Source organism: Pseudomonas sp. dw_612, assembly GCF_018449725.1.
Lineage (GTDB): Bacteria > Pseudomonadota > Gammaproteobacteria > Pseudomonadales > Pseudomonadaceae > Aquipseudomonas.
Map to the genome: position 1 here is coordinate 77,751 of NZ_JAAVVC010000011.1, position 20,475 is coordinate 98,225.

The following is a 20,475-nucleotide window of genomic DNA, read 5'->3' on the forward strand; positions in this document are numbered from 1 at the left end:
TTCGCGGGCAAGCCCGCTCCCACAGGGGAACGCATTCCAAAATGTGGGAGCGGGCTTGCTCGCGAAGGCGGCCTACCAGGCACTACAAAATCCTTTCCCCTCATCGAAACCATCGATGCTGTTTACTCATCAGGAGTTTCCATGACCAGCAAAATTCCCGAACCGGATCTCAACTACCTGCAAAAAGTCCTGTTGGAAATGCTCGCCATTCCCAGCCCGACCGGGTTCACCGACACCATCGTGCGTTACGTCGCCGAGCGGCTCGAGGAGTTGGGCATTCCGTTCGAAATGACCCGGCGCGGCACCATCCGCGCCACGCTCAAGGGCAAGAAAAACAGCCCTGACCGCGCCGTGTCTGCCCACCTCGACACCATCGGCGCGGCGGTGCGCGCGGTGAAGGACAACGGTCGTTTGACCCTGGCCCCGGTCGGCTGCTGGTCCAGCCGTTTTGCCGAAGGCAGCCGGGTCAGCCTGTTTACCGACAACGGTGTGATTCGCGGCAGCGTGTTGCCGTTGATGGCTTCCGGGCATGCGTTCAATACCGCAGTGGATGAAATGCCGATCAGTTGGGACCACGTCGAACTGCGCCTGGACGCCTATTGCGCGACCCGTGCCGATTGCGATTCCCTGGGGATCAGCGTCGGTGATTTCGTCGCCTTCGACCCGTTGCCGGAGTTCACCGAAAGCGGTCACATCAGCGCCCGTCACCTCGACGACAAGGCTGGTGTAGCGGCGCTGCTGGCAGCGATGAAAGCGATCATCGACAGCGGCGAAGAGCTGATGATCGATTGCCATCCGCTGTTCACCATCACCGAAGAAACCGGTAGCGGCGCGGCGGCGGCATTGCCGTGGGATGTCAGCGAATTCGTCGGCATCGACATTGCGCCGGTCGCGCCGGGCCAGCACTCCAGCGAACACGCGGTGAGCGTGGCGATGCAGGATTCCGGCGGGCCGTACGACTATCACCTGTCGCGGCATCTGCTGCGGCTGGCCAGTGACAACGAGTTGCCGGTGCGCCGCGACCTGTTCCGCTATTACTTCAGTGATGCCCATTCGGCGGTGACCGCCGGGCATGACATTCGTACCGCGCTGCTGGCGTTTGGTTGCGACGCGACCCATGGCTATGAACGAACGCACATTGATAGCCTCGCGGCGCTGAGTCGTCTGCTCGGTGCATACATCCTGAGTCCGCCGGTGTTCGCCAGCGATGCACAACCGGCCAAGGGTTCGCTGGACCGGTTCAGTCATCAGATCGAACATGACACGCAGATGGAAAGTGATACGCGGGTGCCGTCGGTGGATAGCCTTGTCGGGCAGCGAACCGATAGCTAAGTCCTGCGGTGTTTGAATAATCGCCTTCGCGGGCAAGCCTCGCTCCTACAGGGTATGTGTCGATCCCGCAACCTGTAGGAGCGAGGCTTGCCCGCGAAGGCGTCAGATCAAACACCACAGGAGGTCAAGGCTAGCCGCAACCCATCATTCGCCGTAGCATCGCGCCATTGTTTTAGCCGAGGTGCTTATGCTGATCCCTTACGACCAACTTGAAGTCGACACCCTGACCCGCCTGATCGAGGATTTCGTGACCCGCGACGGCACGGACAACGGTGATGACACGCCGCTGGAAACCCGCGTACTGCGGGTTCGTCAGGCGCTGACCAAGGGCCAGGCGCTGATCGTTTTCGACCCGGACAGCGAGCAATGCCAGTTGATGCTCAAGCACGATGTGCCCAAGCATCTGTTCGACTGATCGCTCAGCGTCCTTTGCTTTTGGCCAATTTGACCTGGATGCGTTCGTAGACTTCGGCCCGATGCACATTGACGTTTTCTGGCGCTTCGACGCCGAAGCGCACGCTGCCGCCGTTGACCGCCAGAATGCGCACGGAAATGTTGTCACCGATGGAAATCAATTCGCCTACAACGCGACTGAGTACAAGCATGGTCTTTATCCTTCAGGGTTACCGGACCCCGAAGATGCCCGGCGCGCGCCGGGGCTTCAATGCGATGCAGGCAAATCAGGCTTGCCCTACAGGACAGGACGTCGCCACCGACAGACACCTCTTACAAACACGTTGAATGCAGGACCCATCCTTCAGGACGCGGAGAAACGCGGGCCGAAAAGGATGACGGACGCGCCGATCACGCACAGCGCCACGCCGATCCAGTCCGAGCCCAGCGGACGCACCCGCTCGACCACCGCCAACCAGCCAATCGACGCAATGATGTAAATGCCACCGTAGGCCGCATAGGCGCGGCCGGCGTAGGTCGCTTCGATCCGGGTCAGCAGCAACGCAAACAAGGTCAGGCTCAGCAGCGCCGGTATGACCCACCAGGCACTTTTGCCCTGGCGCAGCCACATCCAGAACGCGAAACAACCGGCGATTTCGAACAGCGCGGCGAGGAAAAACCACAGGTAATTGAGCATGCAGACGTCTCGTGAGGATGGCCGAATGCGGCCACCCTATCGACGGTGTCGCCTGCGGGCAAGATCAACCGGCGGTCTGCTTGGCCTTGGCGCGCATTTTGTCGGCCATGACGGTCATTTCGTTGTAGAGCAGTTGCGGGTTTTTCTGCTTCAGCGCCCACGCCATGCGCCCCTGTTCGTGGGGCAGGATCATGAATTCGCCGGCCGCCACTTGGGTGTAGATGTAGTCCGCGATGTCGGTGGCGGTGATCGGAGAGCTTTCCAGCAACTTGCCGACCTGGGCTTTCATCGCCGGGGTCGGGCCACGGAAAGAGTCCAGCAAATTGGTCTGGAAGAACGACGGGCACACCACGTGTACGCCGACTTCCTGTTGCGCCAGTTCGATCAGCAGGCTTTCGGACAACGCCACCACACCAGCCTTGGCCACGTTGTAGTTGCTCATGGCCGGACCTTGCATCAGCGCCGCCATGGAGGCGATGTTGATGATCTTGCCTTTGCTTTTTTCCAGCAGTGGCAGGAAGGCTTTGCAGCCCTTGACCACGCCCATCAGGTTGATTGCGATCTGCCAGTCCCAGTCTTCCAGGGACAGCTCGCTGAAGAACCCGCCCGAGGCCACACCGGCGTTGTTGACGATGATGTCGATGCCACCGAGTTTCTCTTCGCACGCCTGGGCGAACGCGGTCAGTTGGCTGTAATCACGGACATCGCAGCGCTGGATAAACCCGTCGCCGCCCGCTTCGCGAACCAGCTTCAGGGTTTCTTGCAAGCCGGGCTCGCTGACATCCGACAAGGCCAGTTGCCAGCCTTCGCGGGCCCAGCGCAGCGCGATTTCGCGACCCAGGCCCGAGCCTGCGCCAGTGATCATCATGCGATTTTGCATAGCAAACAGCCTTGTTGTTCTGGGGAAGATGCGCCGAGTGTAGCGAAGGATATTGCCCGACCCACGCTCCATCAGATTGCTGAATGGTCCGCGCAAACCGTGGGAGTGACTGGCCCGGTTTGTCTGTAGACCGCGTCGCCGCCTTCGCGAGCAAGCCCGCTCCCACAGTTGATCGCGTTCCCCTGTGGGAGCGGGCTTGCTCGCGAAGAACGATAACGCGGTCTAACTTATGAACTTGCCTGGGGATAAAAACGAAATAAGCCTGCAATCTAAAAAACATTAAAAAACTTTGAATTTTCTTTCATCCGCGAGAGTCGGATTTTGTAAGCAGTTCGGATTTATCGCATTCCGGCTGACAGTTAAAACGTTAGGTCATTCAGAACACTTCCAACAAGGAAATAGACATGGGCACAATTCTTATCGTTATCCTGATCCTCTTGCTGATCGGTGGTCTGCCAGTCTTCCCACACTCCAGAAGTTGGGGTTATGGCCCATCGGGTATCCTCGGCGTAGTGTTGGTAGTGCTGTTGATTCTGCTCTTGCTTGGCAAGATATAAAGATTTAACCCGACCAAAAAAAGAGGCCCTTGAAAAAGGGCCTCTTTTTTATTGCGTCAAACGTTAGTCCGGCTTGCCGTTAACCACGCCGGCAGTGTTATCCAGCAGGCTCTTGGTCGCGGTTTGCAGGAACGCCTCAAGTTTCTGTTTGAGCGCCGCTTCGTCAGCCGACTCCGGAATCACTTCACCTTTCGGATTGGCGCCCAGTTCGTAGTGATAGAGTTTTGGCGGCATCTCTTTCGGCAACACCAGTACACGGTCCGCCGTCAGCAACGCTACGGTCTGATCGCTGCCCGAAGGCTTGATCACGCCGAAACCCTTGTCGCCTTCCGGCAGGTTCAGCAAGTCACGACCCCAGCACTGATGAATCACGTCGCCACCGATGCGGCCCATGATGGTCGGCACGATGTCGATCTGAGTGCCCACGGTGTGGTCACGCTGACCGAATTTTTCCTGGATACCCGGCCCGATCATCAGCATCGGCACGTTGAAGCGGCCCAGGTCCATTTCGGTGATCTGTTCCTCGTTACCGAAGCCGTGGTCACCGACAACCACAAACAGCGTTTCCTTGAAGTACGGCTCTTTACGGGCCTTCTCGAAGAACTGACCCAGCGCCCAGTCGGAGTAGCGCATGGCGGTCAAGTGCTCGTTCATGCTGCCCCGGTCGGTCACAGGCTCTACCGGCAATGGCGTCGGCAAGGCATACGGCGTGTGGTTGGACAGGGTTTGCAGCAAGGCATAGAACGGCTTTTTGTCCTTGCCATCGCGCGCCTTCAGTTCTTCCAGGCCACGGTTGAACATGTCCTGGTCGGACACGCCCCAGGTCGGATCAGAGAACACCGGGTTAACGAAATCGTTGCGCCCGATGAAGTTGGTCATGCCCTGGTTGCTGAAGAAGCCCGACTGGTTGTCCCAGGCAAAGTCGCCGTTGTAGACGTACACATCGTCATAGTCACGAGCGCTGAGCAACTGCGGCAGGCCGGACAACTTGTGGCTGCCTTCCGGGGTCTGCATCAGGTATTCGAAACCCGGCAGGTTCGGGAAGCAGGCCATGGTGGCGAACATACCCTGGTGGGTGTGCGTGCCGTTGGAGAAGAAACGGTCGAACAACAGACCTTCCTTGGACAGTTTGTCGAAGGCTGGCGTGACGTTGCCCGGACGACCCAGGGCGCCCACCGAGTGACCGGCGAAGCTTTCCATCAGGATCACCACGACGTTCTTGATCGGCAGGGTCTTGCTGGCGTCAGGCGTGTAGTTGCGGCGCACGGCAGAAATGTCGGGATCCACCAGTTTGTCGCTTGGGGTCAGCAACATGTCGCGCACGGTCTGCTGGGCCAGAGGCTGCGGCAGCGTGGCTTTCCAGATGTTGTCGCGATCTTCGGACATCCGCGCCTTGGCCGCTGCAATCAGCGACAGCGTACCGTTGAGGCCCAACTGATTGGCGAAGTTGGAGTCGGTGGTGTAAACGTCACCCCAACGCAGGGGCGGGCCCTGACGCAAGGTGCCACGGGCGGCGACCACGCAGACCAGCAGGCAGACCACGAATACCGCAATGCGCGCATACCACGGGGCGATTTGCCGGGTGCCAATGCTGCCACCGCTGAACGGACCGCGAGGACGGGTGGCGCGGTCGGCGCCCTTGAACGCCAGGGTCAGGACCAAGGTGCCCACGGCCCACGCCAGCAGGTAGCGAACCACCGGAAAACCGTACCAGAGCATGCTCATCACGGTTTTCGGGTCTTCTTTAACGTACTGGAAAACCAGGCCATTGAGGCGCTGGTGGAACTCACGATAGAAGTCCATCTCCATCAGGCCGAGGAACAGCGCGATGCTCGAAGCGATGGTCAGCCAGAAACGGAAGAACCCGCGGGCAGCCATGGCCCGAGCGCTGAACAGTGCCAGCAGCAGCGGAATACTGAGGTAGACCACCAGGCGCAGATCGAAACGCAGGCCATTGGCGAACGCTTCGAGGAAGGTCGAAGCCGGGGTGTCGAGGATCATCGCGCGGTTGTAGACCAGCAGCGCGACGCGCAGCAGGCTGAACATGACCATCATGACCAGGGCACACAATAACGTGTAGGCCAGATGCGATTTGACGGTCGGTTGCAGCAGGCGACTAGAAGCTCGCTGCTGATTCAGGGCGTCCGGGTTTGCCATGTCGTTTTAGGACCCATTGGAAAGTTGAAGTTGCAAAAATACAGCTGCGCCCTGCCCTCTGTTGGCCAGTACTTGGCCCCGGGGCTTGCGCGGTGCGCAAATGTTGCACGATCACTCGCGGCATTGCCATTGATTACTGTGCGGGATGTTGGCGCGGGCGAATTGTCTTGGAGGCTTTGTGAAAATTTCGTGCAACGCATATCTGGAAACACAATAAAGCCCTGAACCTGACGCTCTGAACCTGTGGGAGCGGGCTTGCTCGCGAATGCGGTGTGACAGTCGATATTTGCTTTAACTGGCACACTGCATTCGCGAGCAAGCCCGCTCCCACAGAGATTGTGTTTAAGCTGCTCCTTAATGACAAACGCCCCGAACAGGTCGGGGCGTTATCGGAAGAACAGCGCGGTTACTTCTCGGCGCGTTCTTTCAGGGCTTTCAAGGTATTGAACGGGGCATCGACCACAAATTTGTTGGCGATCATCGACGGCACGCTGCCGCCCGGCTCGGTGTGTACCTGATAGGTCACTTCAACCTGGTCACCCTTGGGCACGAACTTCCAGAAGCCATCGACCTTGGCGACCCGGACAAAGCCTTTTTCCTCAGGAATGTATTTCGGCACGCCTTCGAGTTTACGGGTCAGGCTGCCATCGGCGCCTTCGACGGTGGTGACATGCAATACCGAATCGCGCGGGGTGACGGGCCATGGGGTATTGAATTGGGTGTAAGTCCAGCTATCAGCGCCTTCATGCTTGAGCAACTTCTGGGCTTTGCACTCGTGAATCCACGAGCAGGCTCCTGCCACGTCTTCCTGCAGCGTGCGCAATTTGGCGATGGTGGTCTTCATCAGGGTGACGCCCTGGTAAGCCTTGTAATCGGAACCGGCCACTTCACTCAGGGACACCTTGATGCCCTCTTCGTTTTTGGCGACTTTCCAGTCTTCGGCCTGAGCCGCCGAGGTGGCCAGCAAAACCGTCAAACCACATAGCACAGCAATACGATGCAACGAACCCATAGTCTTATTCCTTATTGTTGAAGTTCCGTTCGTTTGAACATCACGCCGCCGTCATTTGCTCCCACCAGCCAAGCAGCCTGATGGCTTCTTCACTGCTGTTTCCGCAGACCTCGGCATCGGCTTCGAAAGCCGAACAGACTGCCGGGCGTTCTGGCTGGCCGAAAATGTTGCACAGGTTTTCGACAGAGAGTTGTACGCAACGTTCTCCCGCAGGTTTGCCATCGGGCATGCCTGGAATCGGAGAACTGATGGAAGGGGCAATGCAACAGGCGCCACAGCCTTCACGGCATTTCATGACGACAAGCTCCTCGCGACGGGTGATGTGTAAAAGGGACGTGGCACAGAGTAACCGCTAAAACGACTGTTTAAAATTGCCTGGACCGGGGTTTTTGCATTCAAGCGAACGTGACTGACCAGTCTCCGACGAAGCGTCTGGCCCGCGGCTCACCGATGGGAATGATTTACTGCTTGAACTCGAATTCCAACGCCGCGCCTTCGACTTCACGACGCTCCTCGTTGCGCAGTTGCAACTGCATTTCGTTGCTGAGCAGACGGCCGTTGAGCTGGAACTGACTGCTCTTGTCGCCAAACATTTGTGGCAATACCGCATCGTGCCTGGGCAATGGCACAGTCCCGATGGGCTTGAGTTCGTCGACCATGTGTTGCGGCAAGCTCAAGTCAAGATTGGCGGGTGGCAGTTGGGTGGTTTTGACCACTTCACTGGCCGACTTGGACTTGGAAGCAATGGGCGGACGTTTTTTGATCGGAGCGGCCTTCTTTGCCGGCGCCGCTTTTTTGGCCGTCACCGGCTTCTTTGCTGTCGCCTTGGTGCTGCTGGCGGCCGGTTTTTCCTGGACAGCAGCAGCCATGACACCTTCCGGTAACGCAGTCATCAACAGGCAGATCGACAGCCAAGCGGCAGAAAAAATCGGTTTCATGGACCCAACGGCGCTAACGGCAGAGGGGGCATATGCTCGCTTGTTGCACGCGACATGACAAGCACGGGCAGTGGATACCTGCCCGTGCGATCAAAAACCGCTGGCCGTCTCCTGACAGAGTTGGGTCGCCAGCAGCCCGAGGGTCATCAATGCACGCTCGGCTTCACGGTTCCAGGGCGTGCCACAGTTCAGTCGAATGCAATGATTGAATTGCTCGGTGTTACTGAAAATCAGCCCCGGCGCGATGCTGATGCCCTGCTGCAAGGCCCGCACATGCAATTCCTGAGTATTGACCCGCCCCGGCAGGCTGACCCACAAAATAAAGCCACCGGTTGGCCGGCTCATTTGCGTGCCTTCAGGGAAATACTGCTGCACCGCCAACTGGAAGGCGCTGAGGTTTTTCCGGTACTCCTGACGGATGTAACGCAAATGCCGGTCGTAACCGCCGTTTTCCAGGTAAGCCGCAATGCCCATCTGCGTGACGCTGCACGCCGAATGCGTACTGAACGTCTGCAAGCGCTGGATCTCCTGCTGGTACTTGCCGGCGATCATCCAGCCAATCCGCACCCCCGGCGACAGGGTTTTGGAGAAGCTTGAGCAGTAGATCACCCGATCCAGCCGATCATAGGCCTTGAGCGCTTTGGTACGGCCCTGCTCGAACATCAATTCGCCGTAGATGTCGTCTTCGACGATTTGGATATCGAAATCCGAAGCCAGGCGCAGCAATTGTTTCTGCCGCTCTTCGGGCATGGTGCCGCCCAGTGGATTACTCAGGCGGGTGGTCAGCACCAACGCCTTGATCGACCACTGGTTGGCGGCCAGTTGCAGGGCCTCGAGGCTCATCCCGGTAGCAGGGTCGCTGGGGATTTCGATGACTTTAAGGCCAAGCAAGTCGGCCAGTTGCAGTAAGCCGTAATACGTCGGTGATTCGGCAGCGATCAGGTCGCCGGGCCGGGTCAATACCCGCAGCGACATCTGCAACGCATCGACGCAACCGTGGGTGATCACGACTTCGGACGGATCAACCACTACGCCAGCATCGCGCATGCGGATCGCCACTTGACGGCGCAACGGTTCAAAACCCGGGCTGAACATGTAGCTGAACGCCCTCGGGCTATGGAATCGGGTGACTTTGGCCAGTTGTTGATGCAGCGCGCGGACCGGCAAATAATCGACGCTCGGCACCGCCGCGCCCAAGGGGAACACACCCTCGCGGCGGGATTCGACCAGCACTTGCTGAATGATGCTGCTGCGCGTAACCAGACCCGGCCGTTCGACCCGAGCGATGTCCGGCGTCGGCGCCGTCAGGGCCGGGGTCTGGTGTACGTAGTAACCGGACTGCGGCCGGGCGCGGATCAGGCCCTGGTCCTCAAGGTTGGCGTAAGCCTGCAACACCGTTGCATGGCTGACATTGAGCTGCGAGCTCATCTTGCGCACCGAAGGCACGCGCTCCCCCGGTTGATAGACACCGCGACGGATGTCTTCGGCCAGTTGCTGAGCAATACGTTGGTAGAGCAAGAGATTGGTCATGACGCAGCACTCGATTTCACGGGCATTTTATTCTTGTGTGAAACAATACCGGAACAGTTTAGAAGTGTACGGGGACAGTTGCCACAATAGTCGACCGTACAGTGCAGTGTCAGCAAAATCTGTACTGCTTTGTGAAGCGATTGGCAGGCGTAAAAAAACCCGGCGCTGTCTGGCAGGCCGGGTTTTCCAGAAACGCAGCCCTTAGCGGGCGGCGCCGAGCTGGCCTTTTTCGTCGGAGAACACAATTTCTACCCGACGGTTCTGTGCGCGACCGCGCTCAGAGGCGTTCACGTCCACCGGGTATTCATCGCCATAGCCTTCGACCTGAATGCGTTTATCGTCGATACCCAGGTCCATCAGCACGTCGGCCACCGATTGCGCACGGTCGCGGGACAGTTTGAGGTTGTCCTGCTTGCCGCCGGTGCTGTCGGTGTAGCCCTCGATCCGCACCACGCGCTTGGGGTTGAGCTGCAGGAACTGCACGATCTTCAGCACCACGCGGTTCGCCGAATTCTTCAATTCTGCCTCGCCGGTATCGAACAACACGTCGCCCAGGGTCATCACCAGACCGCGATCGGTCTGGGTGGTCGCCAGCGCGACGATTTGCTCTTCGAGCCACTTGCCCTGTTGCTGCACGCTCAGCAGTTTGGATTCGCGCAGGGCCAGTTGCAGGCGCTGGCGTTCCAGTTCGAGCTTGGCCGCCTGCTCCTCGTTGAGCACCTGGTTGGTGTGTTCGCGGGCAATTTCGCTGTAGCGCTGACTCAGATAAGCGTAATGCACCACATCCGAACCGCTGCCCCAGTAGCTGGACAAGCGATCGGCGCGGGCCAGGGACTCACCGGCGCGGATGACGTCCTTGGGCGCAATACGCAACACATTCGAGTCTTCCTTGACCTTCTGGAAGTCGGCACCGGCCTGCTGCAACGCCGTCTCGCTGTGCTGACCGGCGCAGCCATACAGGCTGGCGCAACCTGCGAGGATCAAACCGCCGAGTGCTTTGGATTTGAGGCTCATTGGGCATCCCCCAGTTGCTTGCGCAGGCGAGTGATGCGGGTATTGAGCAGGTTCAACTGCTCTTGGCTCTTGAGGGTCAGGACCCGGGCTTCGGCCAGGCGCGCGTCCAACTCGGCCTGTTCGGCGCGCATGCGGGCGTGTTTGTAAGACTGATCGGTCATGTCGCCCTGTGCGCGGGAGAACTTGTCTTCGGCCAGTTTCAGCTCCGGCACTTCGTCAGCGGTGGCGCCAACGGCTTTGGCTTGTTCGAGTGCCTGCTCGGTCAGGCGAATTTGTTCATTCGGCGCCGGATCGGCTGCACAACCCGCCAGAGCCAGAACGGCCAGGGCAGCGAAAAGAGGTCGAATACTCACTAAAAATCCCTACTGTTTTGGGGTACTGACGGGTTGTTGCTGCCGTTGGGAGAGTTGTGCTTTCCAACGCTCGATATTGCGCAGCAGAACAGCTTCCGTCAGTCCGGACGCGGGCAATTCTGTCATCTTTTTGGCCAGCTGTCCGCGCAACCACGGATCGTTGCAGGCGGAGTTATGGGAAACCGCGAGGAACAGGCCGGGTTTATCGACCGGTTGCGGATAGGCTTGCAGGTCATTGCCCATGCCCAATGCCTGCGCGGCCGCCATGCCTGAGTAGCGCCCGGCGAGTACATATTCCACTTCACCCAGCAGCAATTTCTGAAGGGTCTGGGTCAGGTTTGGTGTACGGGTCAGGGTCAATTGCTGCTCGGCGAAAGTGCCGAACTCCCGGGTCATTCGAGACTTTTCCGACACGGCGCCGGGGTGCCCGTGCAGGTCTTTCGCTTCGCTGTAGACCAGCGTTGAGCCCTTGCGGGTCCAGACCAGATAGTCGTTTTCCAGCAGCGGCGGATGGATGTAATCCAGGGTTTCCAGCTCGTTGATCGTCAACGGTGCGTCCGCCAGCATGTCCATGCGCCCGCTGCGCACTTCATCCAGGGCCTGGGCGCGTTTGCCGGCATACAGCATGTCGATCTTGATGCCCAACTCCCCCGCCACTTGCTGCAACAAATCGGCGCTGGCGCCGATCAGGTGTTTGGGGTTTTGCGGGTCTTGCCACAGGTACGGCGGCGCGTCCGGGCTGCCGGTGACCACCAGGCGTTCGCACTTGCCTGCGGCTGCGCATAGCCCTGGCAATAGTGACAATCCCAGCAAGCCCCATACAAGACGCAGATCCATAGCAATACACTCCGCTCAATCCCGGTTATGTCACCTGTAGGAGCGCTGTAGGAGCTGTCGAGTGAAACGAGGCTGCGATCTTTTCGAGTTCACTTGAGACTCAAGCGAAAGATCAAAAGATCGCAGCCTCGTTTCACTCGACAGCTCCTACCAGCTCCTACAGCGGAACAAAAAAAAAGCCCGACCAAAAGGCCGGGCTCTTTATAGTTTAAGCCGCTGGATTAGACCAGCTTCTCGAACTCGGGGATTGCTTCGAACAGGTCCGCCACCAGGCCGTAATCGGCCACCTGGAAGATCGGCGCTTCTTCGTCCTTGTTGATCGCAACGATCACTTTGGAGTCTTTCATGCCGGCCAGGTGCTGGATCGCGCCGGAGATACCGACCGCGATGTACAGCTGTGGAGCAACGATCTTGCCGGTCTGACCGACCTGCATGTCGTTGGGTACGAAACCTGCGTCGACCGCAGCGCGGGAAGCACCGACAGCAGCGCCCAGCTTGTCGGCCAGGGCGTACAGGTGTTTGAAGTTGTCGCCGTTCTGCATGCCGCGACCGCCGGAAACGACGATCTTGGCAGCGGTCAGTTCCGGACGATCGGACTTGGCCAGTTCTTCGCCGACGAAGCTCGAAGTGCCAGCGTCGTGGGCAGCAGCAACCGCTTCAACAGCAGCCGAACCACCTTCAGCGGCAACCGGGTCGAAACCGGTGGCGCGCACGGTGATCACTTTCACGGCCGCGTTCGATTGAACGGTGGCGATGGCGTTACCGGCGTAGATCGGACGCTTGAAGGTGTCAGCGCTTTCGACCGAGATGATCTCGGAGATCTGGTCAACGTCCAGGGTCGCGGCAACGCGCGGCAGGATGTTTTTGCCGTTGGACGTCGCGGCAGCCAGGATGTGGCTGTAGCCCTTGCCCAACTCGGCGACGAGCGGAGCAACGTTTTCCGGCAACTGGTGAGCGTAGGCGGCGTTGTCGGCCACCAGCACTTTCGCCACGCCAGCGATTTTCGCAGCGGCTTCAGCCACGGAACCAGCGCCTTGGCCGGCCACCAGAACGTGAATGTCACCACCAATTTTAGCGGCAGCGGCCACGGTGTTCAGCGTGGCCGGGGCCAGCACTTTGTTGTCGTGTTCAGCAATAACCAAGATAGTCATTTAGATTACCTTCGCTTCGTTTTTCAGTTTCTCGACCAGTTCAGCCACCGACTTGACCTTGATACCCGCGCTGCGTGCAGCAGGCGCTTCGACTTTCACGGTCTTGTTGGTGGAGGCGGTGGAAACGCCCAAAGCGTCCGGAGTCAGCACTTCGAGAGGCTTCTTCTTGGCTTTCATGATGTTTGGCAGGGACGCATAGCGCGGCTCGTTCAAACGCAGGTCGGTGGTGACGATGGCCGGCAGTTTCAGGGAAACTGTCTGCGCGCCGCCGTCGATTTCGCGGGTCACGGCAACGGTATCGCCAGTGACTTCAACTTTCGAAGCGAACGTGCCCTGACCGTAGCCGCTCAATGCAGCGAGCATCTGGCCAGTCTGGTTGTTGTCGCTGTCGATGGCTTGTTTGCCGAGGATCACCAGCTGAGGCTGTTCCTTGTCGACAACGGCTTTCAACAGTTTGGCAACGGCCAGGGACGTCAGATCTTCAGCGGATTCGACGAGGATGGCGCGGTCGGCACCCAGAGCCAGCGCGGTGCGCAGTTGCTCTTGAGCGGTGGACGGGCCGACGGAAACGACGACGATTTCAGTCGCAACGCCTTTCTCTTTCAGGCGTACGGCTTCTTCCACGGCGATTTCGCAGAATGGGTTCATCGACATCTTCACGTTAGCGAGGTCGACGCCGGAATTGTCCGCCTTGACGCGAACCTTGACGTTGTAATCCACAACGCGTTTGACAGCTACAAGAACCTTCATGGATTCCTCGTTACTCTCCGGTGAAAAGAAAGTCGCCTAGGCGAACCTGGCGGTTGATGCTCGTGGGCGCAAGGGCACCTCTAAAAACGCTGGCATCTGAACGGGGTGACACTGCCCTGCGTTAATAATGACCGTTCGTCAGTGGTGACTGACGAGTCATTCATTAGCGCGGCGTGTAAACTGCGCGCCGAATCTTGCTGCGCATCACCTTGTACTGCCATCGCCCTGTCTTTAGAGGTGCTCTTGAAACCAACAGTCAGCCTACGGCGAGCGCAAAACCGCCCGTATCTTGACCGGAACGCCTATTCCGGTCAATACGGCAAAATGGCCAGTCATAAGCCGCGTTACTTTGATTTCTCTGGCCTGGAGCCAATTCAAACAAACGTTTGTATTGGACGCTAGGAGTGGTGTAGATATAATGCGCCACCCAGAGAGAAAGGTGGTTCATCGATTGTCCTCTTCCGGCATTGCGCCGGGATTCATGGATGCGACACCAAACCTCCAATTAGAAAAAAAACTGTTGAGCCTTGAGTAGGAGATAACCTGTGGAACGCGAATACATGGAATTCGACGTGGTCATCGTCGGTGCCGGCCCCGCTGGTCTTTCCGCCGCCTGCCGCTTGAAGCAGAAGGCTGCTGAAGCCGGTAAGGAAATCAGCGTCTGCGTGGTCGAAAAAGGCTCCGAAGTCGGTGCTCACATCTTGTCCGGTGCCGTGTTCGAACCACGGGCCCTGAACGAATTGTTCCCGGACTGGAAAGAACTCGGCGCGCCGCTGAACACGCCGGTCACCCGCGATGACATCTTCGTTCTCAAGAACGCCGACAGCGCGCAGAAAATCCCAGACCTCTTTGTGCCCAAGACCATGCACAACGAAGGCAACTACATCATCTCCCTGGGCAACCTGTGCCGCTGGCTCGCCCAGCAGGCCGAGAACCTGGGCGTGGAAATCTACCCGGGCTTCGCCGCCCAGGAAGCGCTGTTCGACGAGAACGGCGTAGTGCGCGGGATCATCACCGGTGATCTGGGTGTTGACCGCGAAGGCAACCCCAAAGAAGGCCTGTACACCCCGGGCATGGAGCTGCGTGGCAAATACACGCTGTTCGCCGAAGGTTGCCGTGGCCACATCGGCAAACAGTTGATCAAGCGCTTCAACCTCGACAGCGAAGCCGACGCTCAGCACTACGGCATCGGCCTGAAAGAAATCTGGGAAATCGACCCCGCCAAGCATCAGCCAGGCCTGGTGGTGCACACCGCCGGTTGGCCGCTGGACATCATGGGCACCGAGAACACCGGTGGCTCGTTCCTCTATCACCTGGAAAACAATCAGGTGGTGGTCGGTCTGATCGTCGATCTTTCCTACAGCAACACCTACCTGTCGCCGTTCGACGAATTCCAGCGCCTCAAGCATCACCCGGTGCTCAAGCAGTACCTGGAAGGCGGCAAGCGCATCAGCTACGGCGCGCGTGCGATCTGCAAGGGTGGCCTGAACTCGCTGCCGAAAATGGTGTTCAAGGGCGGCGCGCTGATCGGTTGCGACCTCGGCACCCTGAACTTCGCCAAGATCAAAGGCAGCCACACCGCGATGAAGTCCGGCATGCTGGCCGCTGAATCCGTGGCCGAGGCGCTGTTCGCAGAGAAAGACGGCACCGAAGAACTGACCACCTACGTCGACGCGTTCAAGAAGAGCTGGCTCTACGACGAACTGTTCGCCAGCCGTAACTTCGGCCCGGCGATCCACAAGTTCGGCGCTATCGTTGGCGGCGGTTTCAACTGGCTCGACCAGAACATCTTCGGCGGCAAACTGCCGTTCACCCTGCACGACACCAAGCCGGATTACGCGTGCCTGAAGCTCGCGGCCGACTGCAAGAAGATCGACTACCCGAAACCGGACGGCAAGATCAGCTTCGACAAACTCAGCTCGGTGTTCATCTCCGGTACCAACCACGAAGAAGAACAGCCGTGCCACCTGAAGCTGACCGACCCGAGCATCCCGATCAGCAAGAACCTGCCGCTGTACGATGAACCTGCCCAGCGTTACTGCCCGGCCGGCGTGTACGAAGTGGTGACAAAGGAAGACGGTGAGAAGCGCTTCCAGATCAACGCCCAGAACTGCGTTCACTGCAAGACCTGCGACATCAAGGACCCTGCACAGAACATCACCTGGGTGGCGCCGGAAGGCTCCGGCGGCCCGACTTACCCGAATATGTAAGCCGAACGCCTGAACATCAAGGCTCCCGACATGGGGGCCTTTTTGTTGCCCGGGATTTAAGCAACCACACAGCCCCCCCTGTGGGAGCGGGCTTGCTCGCGAATGCGGTGTACCAGTCACCTTTTAAATCAACTGACACACCGCATTCGCGAGCAAGTCCGCTCTCACAAGGGGATTGTGGTGTGTCAGGCCGCCCGCTCATCCCCCGGACTACGCTCAAAGTAGCGCTTGTATTCGCGACTGAATTGCGACGTGCTCTGATACCCCACCCGATGCGCCACCTGCGCCACGCCCAACCCTTGGGACAGCAACAATTGCTGCGCCTTGAGCAAGCGCAAGCGCTTCAGATACTGCACTGGCGACAACAACGTGCTGCGCTTGAAATGCTCATGAAAAGTCGACGCGCTCATGTTCGCGCAACTGGCCAACGTCTCGACATTCAGCGGTTCGGTGAAATGCCCGTGTAGATGATTCAGCGACGCCGCAATCCGCGCGAATTGCCCCTGCTGTTCGACCAATGCCCGCAGCACATCGGCCTGGGGGCCACGCAACGCGACGAACAACAATTCACGCAAACGCGCAGGCCCCATGATCTGACATTCCAGCGGATCGTGCAGGCAACGCAACAGCCGCTCCACACAACCGCGCATCCCGTCATCGAGCACCGCCGAGGTCATCGACTCCAGCGTCTGCGCCGCCACGCTGCGCCCCGACACCAACCCCATGGCCAGCACCAATTCGCCGAGCAACACCCGGTCAATGGCGATGGAAATCCCCAGCATCGGCCCTTCCGGCGCGGCAAAGGTTTCGCACTCGAACGGCACCGGCAACGCCTGAATCAGATAGTGTCCGGCGCCGTACTCCAAGGTACGCGGTCCCAGATACGCTAATTTGCTGCCCTGAACGATGATCACCAGGCTCGGTTCATAAATCTGCGGCCCCCGCGCCACGTCGCAACTGGCGCGCAACACCTGCACGCCCGGCAACGCCGTGGGGGCGAAACCGTCGCGAGTGGTCAGCGGTTGAATCAGTGAAACCAGCGTGGCATTGGCGTCGAGATGACGGGTCAACAACATGGGCAGCTCTTCACTCAAAAGTGACGAAAAAAGGGATGAAAACATCATCGCAGGTCTGGCGGGCAATGCGACCCATCAACGGTACATGCCGGAGGATTAGGCATGACACCCGGAGGAATCGTCATGGCTGATGTCGGTATCGACCCCCAAAATGGCGCATCTCACCTGTCACTGCTTTTGCGAGGTTCCTCATGTACACCGCTATCGGATACGCCGCCCAGTCGGCCACCACTCCCCTCGCCCCCGTGAAATTCGAGCGCCGCAGCCCACGGGCCGACGACGTGGCGATCGAGATTCTCTACTGCGGCGTCTGCCATTCCGACATCCACCAAGCCCGTAACGAATGGGGCATCGCCGTTTATCCACTGATGCCCGGCCACGAGATCGTCGGCAAAGTGACTGCCGTCGGTGCGAACGTGACCAAACACAAAATCGGTGATCTGGTCGGTGTCGGCTGCATGGTCGATTCCTGCCGCAGTTGTGATGCCTGCCAAGCCAACCTCGAGCAATATTGCCTCGAAGGCCCGACCATGACCTACGCCACCCCGGACCGGGTCGATGGCAGCAACACCATGGGCGGTTACTCCGACAGCATCGTGGTCAGCGAGCACTTCGTGGTGCGCATCCCGGAAAAACTCGACCTGGCCAGCGCCGCGCCGATCCTCTGCGCCGGCATCACCACCTACTCGCCGCTCAAGCATTACGGCGTGAAGGCTGGCGATAAGGTCGGGGTCCTCGGCATGGGCGGCCTGGGCCACATGGGCATCAAGTTCGCCAAAGCCATGGGCGCGGAAGTGACACTGTTCACCCGCTCGGCGAGCAAGGCTGAAGAAGCGCGGCGTCAAGGCGCGGACCACGTGATCGTGTCCACCGATGCCGAACAGATGAAGGCCGCCGCCGGGCATTTCGACTTCCTGCTGGACACCATCCCGGTGCAGCACGACCTCAACCCCTACCTCGATACCCTGCGTTTTGATGGCGTGCACATTCTGGTGGGCTTGATCGAACCGATCGATCCGCCGGTCCACGCCGGCAAACTGGTGATGAGCCGTCGCGTACTCGCCGGTTCGCTGATCGGTGGCGTCGCCGAAACCCAGGAAGTGCTGGATTTCTGCGCCGAGCACAACATCACCTGCGACATCGAAATGCTCGACATCCATCAGATCAACGAAGCGTTCACCCGCATGATTGCCGGTGATGTGAAGTACCGCTTCGTGATCGACATGGCGACGCTGAAGGTCTAAGCCTTCGCACCGAGTTCAGCCGAGAGCCGGGCCGTGACCCCTTTGATCAGGGGAATCAGCTCGGCCATTTTTTCCAGCGGCATGTACGGCACGGTGCTGGCGATGCTGATACCGGCAACGATGCGCTTGCTGGCATCGCGGATCGGCGCCGCCACACAACGAATCGACGGTTCGTTGTCTTCCAGATCGAACGCGTAGCCCCCCGCCACATAGTCCACCATGCGCTGCTGAAACTGCTCCCAGGATTGCTCCGGGTGCTGCGGCCAAAACAGATTTTTCCCACCGGCCGGCAGGCTGACTTCGTACAGCCGTTTCCAGTCTTCTTGAGTATCATCGAGCATCAGCGCCTTACCGATCCCGGTCCGCGCCAACGGCATGCGATGGCCGACCCGCGAGCGCATTTCCGGGCCATTGCGCCCTGGATTCTTGTGCAGGTACAACACCTCGTCGCCTTCGCGAATCGCCAAGTGAATGGTGTCGCCCGTCAGCGCCGACAACTCATCCAGATACGGTCCGGCCAACGTCACCAACGGCAACTCTTCCCGTGCCTGAAAGCCCAGCTCGATCAGCTTCGGCCCCAGCAAATAGCCAACTTGCGGGACGACACGCAAATAACGCTCGTCCACCAGGCAACTGGCCAGACGATGAGTGGTGCTGCGCGTGGTGCCGATGAGTCGGGCAATTTCCTTGAGATCGCGGGCACCACTGGCCACGGCCTGAACCACACCCAAACCACGAAGCAGTGTCTGGGTGCCGGTCGGCGCGGCGTCCTTGGCGATTTTTGGGGCGTCTTCCTGCATATCCAGCCTTTACCGTTGAGCGAGGGAACGGGCGGCATTATGGTCGCCCGATGGCTGCCACTACAACTTGATACGCTCGACCTTGCCCACCAGCAGCACGTAGGAAAGTGCACCAATCAATGCGAGAACCGCGATGTAGGTAATCGCCGGGGCAAACGAATCGCCAGTGGCGAGGAAACCGATGACGATCGGCGTGGTAATCGCCGACAGGTTGCCAATGAAATTGAACACCCCGCCGGTCAACCCGAGCAACCGCGCCGGGGCCAACGTTGACACCAGCGACCAGGTGATCGAGGCCAGACCGTTACCGAAAAACGCCAGCGCGAGGAAGGCAATCACCAGCGGTGTCGATTCGACGAAGTTGGCGCCGATGATCGAAGTGGAAATCAGCAGGCCGCCAATGATCGGCAGCTTGCGGGCGAAACCGACGGTGTAACCGCGACGGATCAAAAAGTCCGAGAAGAACCCGGAACACAGCACGCCCACAAACGCTGCGAGAAATGGCAGCGATGCCAGCAGGCCAGACTTGATGAAGTCCATGCCGCGATATTTCACCAGGTAGGTCGGGAACCACGTCAGGAAAAACCACAACGTCGAGTTGAGGCAGAACTGGCCGAGGTAAATGCCCCACAGCTTGCGTTTGCTCAGGACGATTCCGAGGTCGGTCCAGCTGAACTTGGCTTTGACTTTGGCCTGTTCAGCCTGGATATCCACCAGCCCGCCGCCCTCGCGGATCAGGTCGATTTCGGCGTCGTTGGCGCCCTTGAAATCCCGGGGCTCACGATACACCGCGTACCAAATCACCGCCCAGATAATGCCGACCACACCGGTGCTGACGAACACCATGTGCCAGCCAAATTCATGCTGCAGCCAGGCCAGTACCGGCGTCAGGAACGCCAACCCGACAAACTGCCCGGAGGTGTAGAAACCGATGGCGGTGGCGCGCTCGCGCTCAGGGAACCAAGTGGTGACCACGCGGCTGTTGATCGGATAAGCCGGGGCTTCCAGCGCACCAACCGCCATCCGCAGCACGAACAACGCAATGAAGCTGCCGGCAAAACCGAGCATCACCGTGGCGATCGACCACAGCAGCAGTGCGACGCTGTAGAGAATCCTTGGCGGCACGCGATCCACCAGCCAGCCGCCGGGGATCTGCATGGCGGCGTAGGTCCAGCCGAACGCCGAGAAAATCAATCCGACGTGGATCGGGTCGATCCCCAGTTCGGTGGTCAGCGCCGGGGCGGCGATCGACAGGTTGCTGCGGTCCAGGTAGTTGATCACCACGGTGATAAACAGCAGCACCATGATGAAAAAACGCTTGCGGCTGGGCGTCACCAACGACGCCTGCCCGGTGAGGGTTTGCGGTTGCATGAGGGATGCCTCTTCTTATGTTTATTGAGGGCGGTATCAAGACTTGCGCTGAAACCCTGTGGGAGCGGGCTTGCTCGCGAATGCGGTGTGTCAGTCGACATCGATGCTGAATGACACACCGCTTTCGCGAGCAAGCCCGCTCCCACAATGGATTTCGGTGAGATCAGAGAGCA

21 protein-coding genes and 1 pseudogene are annotated in these 20,475 nt (G+C 59.2%); 6 read left to right on the forward strand and 16 right to left on the reverse strand.

What is annotated here, in order from left to right:
• Positions 1–141: 141 nt before the first annotated feature.
• Positions 142–1,332 (forward strand): osmoprotectant NAGGN system M42 family peptidase, encoded by a 1,191-nt coding sequence (locus HB680_RS17940; protein WP_213939922.1) that lies wholly within the window; start codon positions 142–144, stop codon positions 1,330–1,332.
• A gap of 187 nt (positions 1,333–1,519) precedes the next feature.
• Positions 1,520–1,747, forward strand: coding sequence for a YheU family protein (locus HB680_RS17945; RefSeq protein ID WP_010461751.1), 228 nt, complete (start codon positions 1,520–1,522; stop codon positions 1,745–1,747).
• Positions 1,748–1,751: 4 nt separating this feature from the next.
• On the opposite strand, the gene csrA is transcribed toward HB680_RS17945, so the two are convergent.
• From csrA to HB680_RS17960, 3 genes are all read right to left on the reverse strand, one after another.
• Positions 1,752–1,937: a carbon storage regulator CsrA gene (csrA, locus tag HB680_RS17950; RefSeq protein ID WP_213939923.1), complete on the reverse strand. Its 186-nt coding sequence runs from the start codon at positions 1,935–1,937 to the stop codon at positions 1,752–1,754.
• 152 nt (positions 1,938–2,089) lie between these two features.
• A complete protein-coding gene (locus tag HB680_RS17955) occupies positions 2,090–2,422 on the reverse strand; it encodes a YnfA family protein (RefSeq protein ID WP_054051859.1) in 333 nt (110 codons plus the stop codon).
• A gap of 64 nt (positions 2,423–2,486) precedes the next feature.
• Positions 2,487–3,302: an SDR family oxidoreductase gene (locus HB680_RS17960; RefSeq protein ID WP_213939924.1), complete on the reverse strand. Its 816-nt coding sequence runs from the start codon at positions 3,300–3,302 to the stop codon at positions 2,487–2,489.
• A 398-nt stretch (positions 3,303–3,700) separates the two neighbouring features.
• Here HB680_RS17960 and HB680_RS17965 point away from each other — a divergent pair, with 398 nt between their 5' ends.
• Positions 3,701–3,859: a DUF3309 family protein gene (locus HB680_RS17965; RefSeq protein ID WP_178076589.1), complete on the forward strand. Its 159-nt coding sequence runs from the start codon at positions 3,701–3,703 to the stop codon at positions 3,857–3,859.
• A 63-nt stretch (positions 3,860–3,922) separates the two neighbouring features.
• Here HB680_RS17965 and HB680_RS17970 read toward each other — a convergent pair whose 3' ends face one another.
• The 10 genes from HB680_RS17970 to HB680_RS18015 all read right to left on the reverse strand — a co-directional run bounded on the left by HB680_RS17970 (position 3,923) and on the right by HB680_RS18015 (position 13,601).
• A complete protein-coding gene (locus HB680_RS17970) occupies positions 3,923–6,016 on the reverse strand; it encodes an LTA synthase family protein (protein ID WP_213939925.1) in 2,094 nt (697 codons plus the stop codon).
• Positions 6,017–6,422: 406 nt separating this feature from the next.
• The gene (locus HB680_RS17975; protein ID WP_213939926.1) at positions 6,423–7,028 is read right to left on the reverse strand and encodes an START domain-containing protein; all 606 of its coding nucleotides are present in this window, start codon (positions 7,026–7,028) and stop codon (positions 6,423–6,425) included.
• A gap of 40 nt (positions 7,029–7,068) precedes the next feature.
• Positions 7,069–7,323, reverse strand: a complete 255-nt coding sequence (locus tag HB680_RS17980) for a YkgJ family cysteine cluster protein (RefSeq protein ID WP_213939927.1) — start codon at positions 7,321–7,323, stop codon at positions 7,069–7,071.
• A gap of 166 nt (positions 7,324–7,489) precedes the next feature.
• A complete protein-coding gene (locus HB680_RS17985; RefSeq protein WP_213939928.1) occupies positions 7,490–7,966 on the reverse strand; it encodes a translation initiation factor 2 in 477 nt (158 codons plus the stop codon).
• 90 nt (positions 7,967–8,056) lie between these two features.
• Complete coding sequence (locus tag HB680_RS17990) at positions 8,057–9,496, reverse strand: PLP-dependent aminotransferase family protein (RefSeq protein WP_054051847.1); 1,440 nt, start codon at positions 9,494–9,496, stop codon at positions 8,057–8,059.
• A 201-nt stretch (positions 9,497–9,697) separates the two neighbouring features.
• Positions 9,698–10,510, reverse strand: a complete 813-nt coding sequence (locus HB680_RS17995) for an OmpA family protein (protein WP_213939929.1) — start codon at positions 10,508–10,510, stop codon at positions 9,698–9,700.
• Positions 10,507–10,863 carry a DUF4398 domain-containing protein gene (locus HB680_RS18000; RefSeq protein ID WP_213939930.1) on the reverse strand — a complete coding sequence of 119 codons (357 nt, stop codon included), beginning with the start codon at positions 10,861–10,863 and terminating at the stop codon, positions 10,507–10,509. Before HB680_RS18000 ends, HB680_RS17995 begins: the two co-directional genes overlap by 4 nt.
• 9 nt (positions 10,864–10,872) lie before the next feature.
• Complete coding sequence (locus HB680_RS18005; RefSeq protein ID WP_213939931.1) at positions 10,873–11,700, reverse strand: transporter substrate-binding domain-containing protein; 828 nt, start codon at positions 11,698–11,700, stop codon at positions 10,873–10,875.
• A gap of 221 nt (positions 11,701–11,921) precedes the next feature.
• Entirely contained in the window at positions 11,922–12,851 is a 930-nt protein-coding gene (locus tag HB680_RS18010; RefSeq protein WP_213939932.1) for an FAD-binding protein, read from the reverse strand.
• Entirely contained in the window at positions 12,852–13,601 is a 750-nt protein-coding gene (locus HB680_RS18015; RefSeq protein ID WP_123598523.1) for an electron transfer flavoprotein subunit beta/FixA family protein, read from the reverse strand.
• Between the two features lie 545 nt (positions 13,602–14,146).
• Between HB680_RS18015 and HB680_RS18020 the strand changes: the two genes are divergently transcribed.
• On the forward strand, positions 14,147–15,811 hold the full coding sequence (locus HB680_RS18020) for a 4Fe-4S dicluster domain-containing protein (RefSeq protein WP_213939933.1): 1,665 nt from the start codon (positions 14,147–14,149) through the stop codon (positions 15,809–15,811).
• A 185-nt stretch (positions 15,812–15,996) separates the two neighbouring features.
• Here the strand turns inward: HB680_RS18020 and HB680_RS18025 are convergent, their stop codons facing one another.
• Positions 15,997–16,887: an AraC family transcriptional regulator gene (locus tag HB680_RS18025; RefSeq protein ID WP_213939934.1), complete on the reverse strand. Its 891-nt coding sequence runs from the start codon at positions 16,885–16,887 to the stop codon at positions 15,997–15,999.
• Between the two features lie 191 nt (positions 16,888–17,078).
• On the opposite strand from HB680_RS18025, the gene HB680_RS18030 reads away from it, so the two are divergent.
• Positions 17,079–18,131, forward strand: a complete 1,053-nt coding sequence (locus HB680_RS18030) for an NAD(P)-dependent alcohol dehydrogenase (protein WP_213939935.1) — start codon at positions 17,079–17,081, stop codon at positions 18,129–18,131.
• Here the strand turns inward: HB680_RS18030 and HB680_RS18035 are convergent.
• The gene (locus tag HB680_RS18035; RefSeq protein WP_213939936.1) at positions 18,128–18,931 is read right to left on the reverse strand and encodes an IclR family transcriptional regulator; all 804 of its coding nucleotides are present in this window, start codon (positions 18,929–18,931) and stop codon (positions 18,128–18,130) included. The two genes, HB680_RS18030 and HB680_RS18035, sit on opposite strands and share 4 nt — an antisense overlap.
• A gap of 60 nt (positions 18,932–18,991) precedes the next feature.
• The gene (locus HB680_RS18040; RefSeq protein WP_213939937.1) at positions 18,992–20,302 is read right to left on the reverse strand and encodes an MFS transporter; all 1,311 of its coding nucleotides are present in this window, start codon (positions 20,300–20,302) and stop codon (positions 18,992–18,994) included.
• A gap of 58 nt (positions 20,303–20,360) precedes the next feature.
• On the opposite strand from HB680_RS18040, the pseudogene HB680_RS32860 reads away from it, so the two are divergent.
• Positions 20,361–20,450 (forward strand): annotated as a pseudogene (locus HB680_RS32860) (DUF4381 domain-containing protein); the annotation flags it as partial.
• Positions 20,451–20,475 lie beyond the last annotated feature (25 nt).